The organism is Pseudoduganella albidiflava, assembly GCF_004322755.1.
Taxonomy (GTDB): Bacteria; Pseudomonadota; Gammaproteobacteria; order Burkholderiales; family Burkholderiaceae_D; genus Rugamonas; species Rugamonas albidiflava.
Map to the genome: position 1 here is coordinate 942,998 of NZ_CP036401.1, position 12,564 is coordinate 955,561.

At 62.6% G+C, this 12,564-nt stretch carries 13 protein-coding genes; 7 read left to right on the forward strand and 6 right to left on the reverse strand.

What is annotated here, in order from left to right:
* Positions 1–79: 79 nt before the first annotated feature.
* The 3 genes from tfpB to EYF70_RS03985 all read right to left on the reverse strand — a co-directional run bounded on the left by tfpB (position 80) and on the right by EYF70_RS03985 (position 3,448).
* Positions 80–1,849 carry a type IV pilus assembly ATPase TfpB gene (tfpB, locus tag EYF70_RS03975; protein ID WP_131144241.1) on the reverse strand — a complete coding sequence of 590 codons (1,770 nt, stop codon included), beginning with the start codon at positions 1,847–1,849 and terminating at the stop codon, positions 80–82.
* A gap of 2 nt (positions 1,850–1,851) precedes the next feature.
* The gene (locus EYF70_RS03980) at positions 1,852–2,673 is read right to left on the reverse strand and encodes a spermine/spermidine synthase domain-containing protein (RefSeq protein WP_131144242.1); all 822 of its coding nucleotides are present in this window, start codon (positions 2,671–2,673) and stop codon (positions 1,852–1,854) included.
* A 256-nt stretch (positions 2,674–2,929) separates the two neighbouring features.
* Positions 2,930–3,448 (reverse strand): glycine zipper 2TM domain-containing protein, encoded by a 519-nt coding sequence (locus EYF70_RS03985; protein WP_131144243.1) that lies wholly within the window; start codon positions 3,446–3,448, stop codon positions 2,930–2,932.
* Between the two features lie 567 nt (positions 3,449–4,015).
* On the opposite strand from EYF70_RS03985, the gene EYF70_RS03990 reads away from it, so the two are divergent.
* From EYF70_RS03990 to EYF70_RS04010, 5 genes are all read left to right on the forward strand, one after another.
* Positions 4,016–4,414, forward strand: a complete 399-nt coding sequence (locus tag EYF70_RS03990) for a barstar family protein (protein ID WP_131144244.1) — start codon at positions 4,016–4,018, stop codon at positions 4,412–4,414.
* A gap of 112 nt (positions 4,415–4,526) precedes the next feature.
* The gene (gene purN / locus EYF70_RS03995) at positions 4,527–5,210 is read left to right on the forward strand and encodes a phosphoribosylglycinamide formyltransferase (RefSeq protein WP_131144245.1); all 684 of its coding nucleotides are present in this window, start codon (positions 4,527–4,529) and stop codon (positions 5,208–5,210) included.
* Positions 5,211–5,228: 18 nt separating this feature from the next.
* On the forward strand, positions 5,229–6,545 hold the full coding sequence (locus EYF70_RS04000; protein ID WP_131144246.1) for an RsmB/NOP family class I SAM-dependent RNA methyltransferase: 1,317 nt from the start codon (positions 5,229–5,231) through the stop codon (positions 6,543–6,545).
* Positions 6,545–7,873 (forward strand): mechanosensitive ion channel family protein, encoded by a 1,329-nt coding sequence (locus EYF70_RS04005; RefSeq protein ID WP_131144247.1) that lies wholly within the window; start codon positions 6,545–6,547, stop codon positions 7,871–7,873. The genes EYF70_RS04000 and EYF70_RS04005 overlap by 1 nt, the downstream gene beginning before the upstream one ends.
* Positions 7,874–7,975: 102 nt before the next feature.
* Positions 7,976–9,181, forward strand: a complete 1,206-nt coding sequence (locus EYF70_RS04010) for a DesA family fatty acid desaturase (RefSeq protein WP_131144248.1) — start codon at positions 7,976–7,978, stop codon at positions 9,179–9,181.
* Between the two features lie 392 nt (positions 9,182–9,573).
* Here the strand turns inward: EYF70_RS04010 and rpmG are convergent, their stop codons facing one another.
* From rpmG to radC, 3 genes are all read right to left on the reverse strand, one after another.
* Positions 9,574–9,741: a 50S ribosomal protein L33 gene (gene rpmG, locus EYF70_RS04015; protein WP_050411857.1), complete on the reverse strand. Its 168-nt coding sequence runs from the start codon at positions 9,739–9,741 to the stop codon at positions 9,574–9,576.
* A gap of 12 nt (positions 9,742–9,753) precedes the next feature.
* Positions 9,754–9,990, reverse strand: a complete 237-nt coding sequence (gene rpmB / locus EYF70_RS04020) for a 50S ribosomal protein L28 (RefSeq protein ID WP_008451488.1) — start codon at positions 9,988–9,990, stop codon at positions 9,754–9,756.
* A gap of 207 nt (positions 9,991–10,197) precedes the next feature.
* Positions 10,198–10,872, reverse strand: coding sequence for a RadC family protein (gene radC, locus EYF70_RS04025; protein WP_131144249.1), 675 nt, complete (start codon positions 10,870–10,872; stop codon positions 10,198–10,200).
* A gap of 182 nt (positions 10,873–11,054) precedes the next feature.
* Here radC and EYF70_RS04030 point away from each other — a divergent pair, with 182 nt between their 5' ends.
* Both EYF70_RS04030 and ispH read left to right on the forward strand, forming a co-directional pair.
* A complete protein-coding gene (locus EYF70_RS04030) occupies positions 11,055–11,498 on the forward strand; it encodes an FKBP-type peptidyl-prolyl cis-trans isomerase (protein ID WP_131144250.1) in 444 nt (147 codons plus the stop codon).
* 17 nt (positions 11,499–11,515) lie between these two features.
* Positions 11,516–12,448, forward strand: a complete 933-nt coding sequence (gene ispH, locus EYF70_RS04035) for a 4-hydroxy-3-methylbut-2-enyl diphosphate reductase (RefSeq protein WP_131144251.1) — start codon at positions 11,516–11,518, stop codon at positions 12,446–12,448.
* Positions 12,449–12,564 lie beyond the last annotated feature (116 nt).

Below are 12,564 nucleotides of genomic sequence, written 5' to 3' on the forward strand. Positions count from 1 at the left end.
TTCCTGTTGATACGCATGCGGCCTCTGCGAATCTTCAGGAAATACGCTTCGGCGCGACACTGCGCCTGGCCCAACGAGGTCAGGCAAGCGATGCCGTGGCCTTCAGCACTTCCTCGGCGGTGGTCGCGCCTTCGCTGATCTTTCCGGCGCCGGCGATGCGCAGCGGTTTCATGCCGTCGGCGATCGCTTGCCGGCGCAGCGCGGCGATATCGGTGTCTTCCTTGACGAGGGCATTGAATGCGGCGCTGACGGTCAGCAGCTCATAGATGCCGGTGCGGCCGCGAAAGCCCGTTTGCCGGCACTCGGGGCAGCCCACCGGGCGGTAAACCTGCTGCGGTTTCGGCAGGTTCCAGGACCCGCCGATGCCTTGCCAGATGTCGTCCGGCAGCGTGCCGTCCGGCGCCTTGCAGTCGGCGCACAGGGTGCGCACCAGGCGCTGCGCCATGATGCCGATGATGGTTGCCTCCAGCAGGTAATACGGCACGCCGAGTTCCAGCAGCCGCATCACGGCCGATGGCGCGTCGTTGGTGTGCAGCGTCGACAGCACCAGGTGGCCGGTCAGCGCGGCCTGGATCGCCATTTCGGCCGTGGCCAGGTCGCGGATCTCGCCGACCATGATGATGTCCGGGTCTTGCCGCATCAGCGCGCGCACGCCGTCCGCGAAGGACAGGTCGATGCCCGGCTGCACCTGCATCTGGTTGAACGATGCTTCCACCATCTCGATCGGGTCTTCCACGGTACACACGTTCACTTCGGAAGTGGCCAGCGCCTTCAGCGTGGTGTACAGGGTGGTGGTCTTGCCCGAACCGGTGGGGCCGGTCACGAGGATGATGCCGTGCGGCCGCTTCGTCAGCGCATCCCAGCGTGCCGCATCCTCGGGCGGGAAGCCCAGTTCGGGCAGCGTCTTGACGACGACTTCCGGGTCGAAGATCCGCATCACCAGCTTCTCGCCGAACGCGGTCGGCAGCGTGGACAGCCGTAGCTCGATTTCCTGGCCGCCGGCGGTCCGCGTCTTGATCCGGCCATCCTGCGGGCGGCGCTTCTCGATCACGTCCATCCGCCCCAGCAGCTTGATGCGCGCGGTCATCGCGATCATCACCACTGCGGGCACCTGGTATACCTGGTGCAGCATGCCGTCGATGCGGAAGCGGATATTGCCGATGTCGCGCTTCGGTTCCAGGTGGATGTCGGAAGCGCGCTGCTCGAACGCGTATTGCCACAGCCAGTCGACGATGTTAATCACATGCTGGTCGTTGGCGTCGACCTGCCGGTTGCTCTTGCCCATCTCGACCAGCTGCTCGAAGTTGTTGCGCAGGGCGAGGTCCTGGCCGTTGGACTTGTTGGCATCCCTGATCGACTTGGCCAGGGAAAAGAATTGCGAGGTGTACTGGGCGATGTCGAGCGGATTGGCGATCACGCGGCGGATCGAGCGGCGCGAGATCTTGGCGATCTCCGGTTCCCATTCGAGCGCGAACGGGTCGGCGGTGGCGACGGTCAGCGTGTCGGCCGTGATTTCCACCGGCAGGATGTTGAAGCGCGCCGCATAGCTGGCCGACATCACGTCCGCCACGCGGGTGAAGTCGACCTTCAGCGGATCGATGCGGTACAGCGGCAGCCGGGCGCGCCCGGCCAGCCATTCGGTCAGCACATCCAGCGTCAGTTGCCGGTGCGGCGGCTGGGCGGACAGGATCTTGCAATGCGCCACCGCGCACAGCGGATGCATCGAGCCGGCGGTGTTGCGGAGGATGCCCTGGGCCTGCGCGTAATGGGCCTTGACGCCGGCTTTCTCGACCATGCCGTCGGCCAGCAGCCACGTGAAGATCTGTTGCAGGTCGAGTGTCCTGGTCATGGCTATGCCCCGGCCGAAGCGAGGCCCTTCACCCATAATTTCGCCGGCAGCCTGGTCTGCGCGTGGATCGCCTTGGCACGCTCTTCCAGGGCAGGGATGTCGAGCGGGCGGGCGCGCCGGAATGCCAGCGCGACCACGTTGCCCTCGTGGACTTCGGGCAGGCTGACCACTTGCGGGAACGCGTACTTCATCGCCTTCAGGTTCTTCGCATAGCTGGGATGGTCGCCGAACAGGTTCACGGTCATGATGCCATCCTCGCGCAGGCAGGCGGCGCAGGCGGCATAGAATTCCGCCGAGTCCAATACCGGGCCGCGCGCGGTGGCGTCGTACAGGTCCACCTGCAGCGCATCGAGGCTGTTGTGGTTGGCGGGATCGCTGACGAAATCCAGCGCATCCATCTCCAGCACGCGCAGCCGCGCATCGTCCGGCGGCAGCTTGAACATCGACTGGCAGATGGCGATCACGTGCGGGTTCAGTTCCACCGCCGTCACCTGCGCCTCGGGGAAGGTGCGGTAGCAGAACTTCGTCAGCGTGGCGGTACCCAGGCCCAGTTGGGCGACGCTGCGCGGCGTATCGATCCACAGCATCCATGCCATCATCTGCTGGGCGTACTCCAGTTCGGGCCAGTCGGGCTTGCGGATACGCATGGCGCCCTGTACCCATTCGGTGCCGAAGTGCAGGTAGCGCACGCCATCCTGTTCGGACAGCGTGACCGGCGCGAATTTCGGTTTATACGGCGCCAGCTTGCGTGCGGCGGTTTTCGCCGCCGGCTTCGCGGGACGGGACGATTCTTCTTTTTCGATGGATTTACGTTTGATCAGCATGGGAGGGATTCCGGTGGGGCCTTCATTATCCCGCGTCGCTTTGCCCTGGATCAAGCTTTCAATGGCAAGCGTGCCGATGCGAGGGCGCCTCGATGGTGTCATTGATACGCCGATGACTGTGCCGATAAGGGTGCCGATAAGGGTGCCGATGCGTGCGCCAATGCAAACTGCCGGCGCGCGGGCCGGCAGTGTCGTGATGGCATGCCCGCCTGGCCATGCCGTCACGGAGCTGCTTCATGGAGCTACTTCATGGCGGCTACTGGACCGGTTCGACCGAGACCCGCAGGCGCACGCGTTCGCCCGGATCTTGCGACATGTAACTGGTGTAGTTGCGGCCGCGGTAGTCATACACGACTTCGTAGCCGGTGGTACGCGATTCCCAGCTGTCGACGGTACGGCATTGTTTCACCGCCTGTTCCTGCACGCCCGCGGGCGCCGCGTTCTGGTTGTCGACGCGGTCGCCGACCACCGCGCCGGCGATCGCACCGGCCGCCGCCGCTGCCGTGCGGCCGCTGCCGCTGCCGACCTGGCTGCCCAGCAGCGCGCCGGCGATGCCGCCGACGATGGAGCCACCCACGCTGCGCTGCTGCGGCTGCTGGACCTGCACATACTCCGTGCGGCATTCCTGCTGTGGACGGTTGACCCGCTCGACCTGCGGCGTGACCCGCACGACGCGGCCGTAATCCTCGAAATCGGCGGCCTGCACGGCCGGCAGCGAGCCAAGCAGCACGGCCGACAACATCCATTTCAATGGCAACTGAGTTTTCAGTTTCATTTGAAGTACCTCTATTGGTGATTGTCTTATTGTCAGTGACGATTGTGGAAATACAGGGAAGTGTGTATTACGCGGTGCAATGGTAACGCCGGCGTATCGGGCCAATCCGGGGTCATGGCAACAAAATGTAACCCCTGTTCCTCCGGCTTGCAGCGCATTTGCCCGTGGCAAATGAAGCGGGAGGATGATTGTCGGCAGGGCATCTTAAATGGCGCTGAAAATGACCGGTTTTTAACAAATCTTGCGCGTGCTGCCACTTTAAAGTTGATTCATGCTGTACAACACGTTACCCTTACACTCTAGGGATCGAATTGACGGAGAGAAACGCGACTAGCGCTGCCGGTGCAGCGGCATGCCGCGCACCACGGGGAAGCAGTGTCGCGCGATGCTGGGCAATATTGCGCAGTGTGGCGCATTGATGTGCATTGATGTGCGTTGTTGCGCGTTGTTGCGCGTTGTTGCGCATTTGCTGACATGCACCTACCTCGCAGTGTGCCGCAGCGTGCCTTGTATAGGTGCCTTCAATATAAAACACATACCGTACAACAGGTCGATTTTGAGGGAAAAATGAGTTTGTTCTTAACCGTGCCGCCCAACCTCGTTCAGTCCATCAGGGCATTCAGGATCGCTGAACTGCAAGAGGAGGCCGGCCGCCTGGGCCAGCATTTTTTATATGCGTATTGCCATGCCGGCCTGACCAAGCAGCAAGTACTGGGCATCATTGCCGAATCCTTCAGGTTCCCCAAGCCCTGCGGCAAGAATTTCGATGCACTGCGTACCACGTTGACGGAAACGCTGTTCCAGGCCGGAGCCCAGCCCGGCTTCGTGATCGTGCTCGAACAACTGCCCAATACCCAGAAATTCGACCGTGAAGCGCGTGAAACGCTGCTCGACGTGTTCCGCGACGCGGCCGACTGGTGGGCCGAGAAGAAGGTGCCTTTCCGCGTTTTCTACTCCTTCGAATAGCGCCGGGGCGGCCGGCTGAAGCTTCCTCCGCCGTTGTCGTACCTGCGCCAGGCGGCGGTCCGCCGCTGGTCCGCCGTTGGTCTGCCCTTCCGCAGCGGGTACAATGTCGGCCATGAAAAACATCGTCATCCTCATTTCGGGCCGCGGCAGCAATATGGAAGCCGTGGTCCGCGCCGCCGAAGCGGAGCAGTGGCCGGCCCGGATCGCCGCCGTCATCAGCAACCGCGCCGATGCGAAAGGCCTGGAATTCGCCGCGGCGCGCGGCATTCCCACCGCCGTCGTGCCGAACAAGGAATACCCGACCCGCGAAGCATTCGATGCCGCGCTGCAGGCCGTGATCGACGGTTTCGCGCCGGATCTCGTCGTGCTGGCGGGCTTCATGCGGATCCTCACGCCCGGCTTCGTCGAGCATTACGCGGGCCGGATGCTGAACATCCATCCGTCGCTGCTGCCGCTGTTCCCCGGCCTGCATACGCACGAGGCGGCGCTGGCCGCCGGCCATGCCGAGCATGGCGCCACCGTGCATTTCGTGACCGCGGAGCTGGATCATGGCCCGATGGTGGACCAGGCGCGCGTGGCGGTATTGCCCGGCGATACCCCGGAAACACTGGCGCAGCGCCTGCTTGTGCAGGAACACATCCTGTATCCGCGCGCCATCCGCTGGTTCATCGAAGATAAACTGACCGTCGAGAACGGCCAGGTTTACGGACCGCATCGACCGCACGACAGCGCCCTGTCGTCGGCCACCCCGTCGGCCATGTCGTCGCCCCCATCGCCGGCCCCGGCCGCGAATTAATTCATCACCAGGATTCCCATGAGATTGCCTCCAGTCGTGCTCGCCAGCGCTGAAGAAGTGCTGCGCGAGATCTTGCGCTTTACCGCGCCGGCGGACACCACCTTGTCCCGCTACTTCAAGGACCACCCCCGCCTCGGCGGCCGCGAACGCGGCGCGATTGCCGAATGCGTGTATGCGGTGCTGCGCAACAAGAACTTCTTCACCGAGTTTTCCGAGCCCAATGGCGGTGCCACGATGCGCCGGCTGACGTTGCTGGGCATGGCCGACGCCGTCGGCATCGAGGCGCTGCCCGGCCTGACGGACGAGGAAGTGGAGTGGCTGAAGCGGATGCGGGACATCGACCGCTCGCTGCTGCACAAGTCGCTGCGTACCAATATGCCGAAATGGCTGTGGGAAAAGCTGGCCGAGCAATATGGCGAAGACGAAGCGCTGCAGCTGGCCGATGCGCTGAACACGCCGGCGCCGCTGGACTTGCGCGTCAACGCGCTGAAGGCGGACCGCGACAAGGTCATCGAGCAGCTGGCCCAGGCGCCGATCGCCGCGACGGCCACGCCGTTCGCGCCGCTGGGCCTGCGCGTGCTGAAGAAGCCGCAGCTGCAGAACCTGCCACTGTTCAAGGAAGGCGCGATCGAAGTGCAGGACGAGGGCAGCCAGGTGCTGGCGCAGATCCTCGGCGCGCGCCGCGGCGAGATGGTGGTCGACTTTTGCGCCGGTGCCGGCGGCAAGACGCTGGCGCTGGGCGCGCAGATGCGCAATACCGGTCGCCTGTATGCATTCGACGTGTCGGAAAAGCGCCTGGCCAAGCTGAAGCCGCGGCTGGCGCGCTCGGGCCTGTCGAACGTGCATCCGGTGGCCATCGCGCATGAACGCGATGCGAAGATCAAGCGGCTGGCCGGCAAGATCGACCGCGTGCTGGTCGACGCGCCATGCTCCGGTATGGGCACGCTGCGCCGCAACCCGGACGTGAAATGGCGCCAGCCGGTCGAGGCGATCGCCGAGATGCACGCGAAGCAGGTATCGATCCTGGATGGCGCCGCCCGCCTGGTCAAGGCCGGTGGCCGGCTCGTGTATGCGACCTGCAGCCTGCTGAAGGAGGAGAACGACGCGGTGGCCGAACAGTTCATCGCGGCCCACCCGGACTTCCACCTCGTGCCGATGAGCCAGGTGCTGGCGGAACAAAAGATCGACCTGGACATGGGCGATTACCTGAAGCTGCTGCCGCACAAGCACCAGACCGACGGCTTCTTTGCCGCCGTGTTCGAGCGCAAGCCGATGGCCAAGGCGGTGCCGGCCGACGAATCCGGCGACGAGGCCGCACCGGAGACCGCTGACTGATGAAACAGATCCCGCTGTCGGCATTGTGGAACGACCTGCTGGGCGACCTGCGCGATGCGGGCCTGATGTGGCAGCTGGGAGCGCTGGTCCTGTCGGTCGGGCTGGGATGGATGTTGTCGCGGCTGGTGCTGGCCCGCCTCGGCCAGCGCGACGATCGTACCGCCATGGCGCGATTTGGCGTGGAAAGCTTTGCGCGCGTGATCGCGCCGCTGGCGATCGTGCTGTTGCTGTGGCTGTCGCAGATCGTGCTGGGGCGCTGGTATCACGTCAACCTGCTGAAGGTGGCGCTGCCGATCTGGGGCTCGCTGGCGGTGATCCGTCTCACGTTCTACCTGCTGCGGCGGGTGTTCGCGCGCCGTGGCGAAATCGGCGCGGCAATGCTGACATTCGAGAAGATCTTCCAGCTGCTGGTGTGGGTGGCGTTCGCGCTGTACATCACCGGGTACTGGGACGATATCTACCGTTACCTGGATCGCAGCGAGCTGCACCTCGGCAAGAGCAGGGTGACGGTGGCGGAAATCCTGCAAGGCATCGTCTCCGTCGTCGTCACGCTGGTGCTGGCGATGTGGGCCGGCACGGCGCTGGAAGAGCGGCTGATGGGCGTGGATACGCTCAATTCCAATGTCCGGGTGGTGCTGGCACGGGTCGGCCGGGCGCTGCTGATCGTGGTTGCCGTGCTGTTCAGCCTGAACCTGGTGGGCATCGACCTGACCGTGCTGTCCGTGTTCGGCGGCGCGCTGGGCGTCGGCCTCGGCCTGGGCCTGCAAAAGATCGCCAGCAATTACGTGTCCGGCTTCATCATCCTGCTGGACCGCAGCCTGCAGATCGGCGACATGATCACCGTCGACAAGTACAGCGGCCGTGTAGCGCGGATCAATACGCGCTACACGGTATTGCAGGGGCTCGATGGCGTGGAATCGATCGTGCCGAACGAAATGTTCGTGTCCAGCGCGGTGCAGAACACCACGTTGACGAACAAGGAAGTATGGCTGAGCACCAAGGTGTTTGTTTCCTACGATACCGACCTGGATTTTGCGCTGAAGCTGCTGGAAAAGGCGGCGGCGACGGTGCCGCGGGTGCTGCAATCGCGCCCGCCCGGCGCCACGCTGCTGGGTTTCGCCGCCGATGGCCTGGAATTGCAGGTGGGCTTCTGGATCGGCGACCCCGAGAACGGCCGTGGCGGCGTCACTTCCGACGTCAACCGTGCCATCTGGAAAGCGTTGAAGGAGCATGAGGTCATGGTGCCGTATCCGGCGCGCGAGATGCGCATTATCGGAGCGGCAACGGCCGCCGTGCAGGATCCGGAAATACCACAGGAAACGGTGTGACGCGGGCCAATCGTCCTGCCTGTCCCGGACGAATACGCGTACAATGGATGGTAACGTCTGCTGGCGATGCGCAAGATTTCCGCGCGACTGGAAATCATTTGAATGGATGGAACTAGTTTGAACGCTGTCTTGGACTTCCTGACGCATGGCATCACCGGTCTGTCGAACTGGCAAACCGTCATCTATACGCTGATCGTTACGCACATCACGATCGCGGCCGTCACGATCTATCTGCACCGCCACCAGGCACACCGCGCGCTGGAACTGCACGCGATCCCGAGCCACTTCTTCCGCTTCTGGCTGTGGCTGACCACGGGCCAGGTCACGAAGGAATGGGCAGCGGTCCACCGCAAGCACCACGCCAAATGCGATACCGAGGAAGATCCGCACAGCCCCGTGACCCGCGGCATCAAGAAAGTATTTTGGGAAGGCGCCGAGCTGTACCGCGCTGAAACGAAAAACAAGGAAACGCTCGACAAGTACGGCCACGGCACGCCGGACGACTGGATGGAGCGCAACCTGTACACCAAGTACAGCTGGCAGGGCGTGGCGCTGCTGCTGATCCTGAACGTCATGCTGTTCGGTGCCAAGGGCCTGACAGTGTGGGCCGTACAGATGCTGTGGATCCCGATCACGGCCGCCGGCATCATCAACGGCATCGGCCACTACTGGGGTTATCGCAACTTCGATTGCTCGGATGCGGCCACCAACATCATTCCCTGGGGCATCATCATCGGCGGCGAAGAGCTGCACAACAATCACCATACCTATGCCACGTCGGCCAAGCTGTCGTCCAAGTGGTATGAGTTCGACATCGGCTGGGGCTATATCCGCATGATGGAAATGGTCGGCCTGGCCAAGGTGAAAAAGCTGCCGCCCAAGCCGAAGTTCGCTGCTGCCAAACTGCATGCCGACATCGAAACGCTGCAAGCCGTGATCGCCAACCGCTACGACGTGATGGCCAAGTACGCCAAGTCGGTCAAGCATGCGTGGGACGAGGAAGTGGAGCACCTGAAGCACAAGGCGCAGCTGGAATCGGGCGTGCTGAAATCTGCCCGCAAGGCCATGCAGCGCGAACCGGCGAAGCTGGAAGCGGTGCAAAAGGCGCATCTGACGGAGCTGTTCCAGCACAGCAAGGCGCTGGAAACCATGCACACCATGCGCGTCGAACTGGGCGTGATCTGGGAGCGTTCGCACTTCACCCGCGAAGAACTGGTGCACAAGCTTCAGGACTGGTGCCAGCGCGCCGAGGCCTCCGGCATCAAGGCACTGCAAGACTTCTCGCTGCGGCTGCGCAGCTACGCGTAATCCCTGGCAGCACATTAACCAACGGCCCTTCGGGGCCGTTTTTGTTTGCCCTTGTAAAACATTTCCTAAAACTGGGGTCTGACCCCGGTTCCAGGAAATGTTTCCTAAAAATGGGGTCTGACCTTAATGCCGCTTAGATAAGCCCACCCCAAGTGCAAATTCCGGGGTCAGACCCGGCGGGTCTGACCCCAGCCCTTCGCTGTTGGGGTGAATGCATGCGCTTCCGACATATCGGGTAACGCTTAACTTAGCGGCATTTGGGTCTAACCCCGGTTCCAAGAAATGTTTCTGAGAGCGGGGCGGTTCGGCGTTTCGGCTGTCCCCGATTTTTTACAACACTCCAGATGCAAAAAAGCCGCTCGAGAGCGGCTTTTTTCGTGGAACAAGATCGATTACTTGATCTTGGTTTCCTTGTACGTCACGTGCTTGCGGGCTTTGGGATCGAACTTCATGATCTCCATCTTGCCAGGCATCGTGCGCTTGTTCTTGGTCGTGGTGTAGAAGTGACCCGTGCCAGCGGTCGATTCCAGCTTGATTTTGTCGCGGCCAGTTTTTGCCATGATAGCTCCCTATTAGACTTTTTCGCCGCGAGCGCGCATGTCGGCCAGGACGGCGTCGATGCCGACCTTGTCGATCACGCGCAGACCGGCGTTGGACAGACGCAGGGAGACCCAGCGGTTTTCAGATTCAACGAAGATGCGGCGGTTCTGCAGGTTCGGCAGGAAACGACGCTTGGTCTTGTTGTTTGCATGGGAAACGTTGTTGCCGACCATCGGCTTCTTCCCAGTGACTTGGCAAACACGTGCCATGTTGCACTCCTTAGATAACTTCCAAAATTGGAAAAACAGGAGTTTATCCAAAAAGCTGAGGTTTTTCAATCACTTGTGAAAAACAATTGTGTCACGATCGCGAGGAAAAATTTAACATTTAGCGGATCTGTGAACGGCCAAGTCCGCCCGGTTGTCCGAAGTCATTGATATCTAACGGTAAACGCCACGCGGGCAGGGAGAGAATTGTTACATCTGGCCGTTTTCCGCGAAGGAATGCACGCGATGTCCCGCCACAACGAAATGGTCGAGGATGCGGATATCGACCAGCGCCAGTGCCTGTACGAGCGCGCGCGTGAGCAGCATGTCGGCCTCGCTGGGTTCCGGCGTGCCGGAAGGATGGTTATGCGCCAGCATCACGCTGGCGGCGTTGCGTGTCAGTGCCTCGCGCACGACTTCCCTGGGATAGACGCTGGTATGGGTGAGCGTGCCCCGGAACAGTTCGCGCGCCGCGATCAGGCGGTTGCGCACATCCAGGAACAGCACGTGGAACGATTCGTAGGGACGGCCAGCCATTGCCAGGCGCAGGTACTGCTTGGCGGCCTGGGGCGAGCAGATCGATTCGCCGGACAGCATTTCGTCGCTGATGGCCCGGCGCGCCAGCTCGATGACGGCGTTGAGCTGGGCATACTTGGCCGGACCCAGGCCGGGTACCGCGGTAAAATCCTTCAGGCTCGCGCGCAACAGCGCTTGCAGCGAGCCGAAGTGCCGGACCATGTCGCCGGCCAGTTCGACAGCGTTCTTGCCGCGCATGCCCACGCGCAGGAACACGGCCAGCAATTCCGCGTCCGACAGGGCTTGCGCGCCTTCGCGGATCAACCGTTCACGCGGGCGCTGGTGCGCCGGCCAGTTCGAGATGCTCATGTGTGCCTCCTTGATCGGAAGGCCATTATCGGAGGGGGCGAGCCGGGCCATACTGATATGGCGAAGACAGGCGCAAGACTCGTGGCGCCGGCGGCGCCCGGGCAGCGCGATCCGCCGGCTGGCGCCAAGCTGGCTTACAATACCGGTTTGCCCAGCCAATCGCCCTCAACCCGGGTCATATCATGTCGAACGTCGTCACTCCTTCCGCGTATCTCACCCTGCATTACCGTCTGGCCAAGCTGGACGGTACCGATATCGTCTCCACCTTCGACGGCAATCCGGCCACGCTGATGCTGGGTTCCGGCCAGCTGGCACCGGTGCTGGAAGAGTTGCTGCTCGGCTTGCCGGAAGGTACCCATCGAACCTTCGACCTGGAGCCGGGCGTGGCCTTCGGCCCGCGCAATCCGGAGCTGATCCGGCCCGTCACGCGCGCCACGCTGGACGAGAACTCGGTACCCGGCGCGGAATACCGCGTGGGCGACCTGGTCGATTTCGCGGCACCGGGCGGCGGCCGTTTTTCCGGCATCCTGCGCGAGCTGCACGACGATGCCGCCATCTTCGACTTCAACCACCCGCTGGCAGGCCAGCCGGTGCGCTTTGAAGTGAACCTGATTTCCGTGTTGTAAAACAGATGAACACCGCGATGCAAACCAATAAAGAAATCCTCCTGGCCCAGCCGCGCGGCTTTTGCGCGGGTGTCGACCGCGCGATCGAGATCGTCGAGCGCGCGCTGCAGCAGTTCGGCGCGCCGATCTATGTGCGCCACGAAATCGTGCACAACGCCTATGTGGTGGCCGACCTGCGCGCGAAGGGCGCGATCTTCATCGAAAAACTGGACGATGTTCCGGCCGGCAATACCCTGGTATTTTCCGCCCACGGCGTATCGAAGGCGGTGCGCGCCGAAGCGGAAGCGCGCGGCCTGTCGATCTTCGACGCCACCTGCCCGCTGGTGACCAAGGTGCACGTGGAAGTGGCCAAGATGCGCAAGTCCGGCTGCGAAATCATCATGATCGGCCACGATGGCCACCCGGAAGTGGAAGGCACCATGGGCCAGGCCGAAGAGGGCATGCACCTGGTGGAAACCATCGACGACGTGGCAACGCTGCAGGTCGGCAACCCCAACAATCTCGCCTACGTTTCCCAGACCACGCTCTCCGTGGATGACACGGCCGAGATCATCGAAGCGCTGAAGGCGCGTTTCCCGGCCATCCAGGAACCGAAGAAGGGCGACATCTGCTATGCCACCACGAACCGCCAGGAAGCGGTGAAGTTCATGGCGCCGCAGGTGGAAGTGGTCATCGTCGTGGGCAGCCCGAACAGCTCGAACTCGAACCGGCTGCGCGAAGTGGCCCGCAAGATGGGCACGCCGGCCTACATGGTGGACCGCGCCGACCAGATCGACCCCGTCTGGCTCGAAGGCCACCAGCGCATCGGCGTCACGGCCGGCGCCTCGGCGCCCGAGGTGCTGGTACAGGCCGTTATCGACCGGCTCAAGGAACTGGGCGCCAGGAGCGTCCGTCCTCTCGAAGGCGTCGAGGAAAACGTCACGTTCCCGCTGCCGAAAGGCCTTCTCTGATACAAATGTTATAGACTGAATATTGTTCACCATTGCAGCGATTTTTCCACGCGTAGTTTTCAGCCGGAATCGCTATGATGGCGGGCAAATCAGTACTATTGCCGATCAGACTTCTT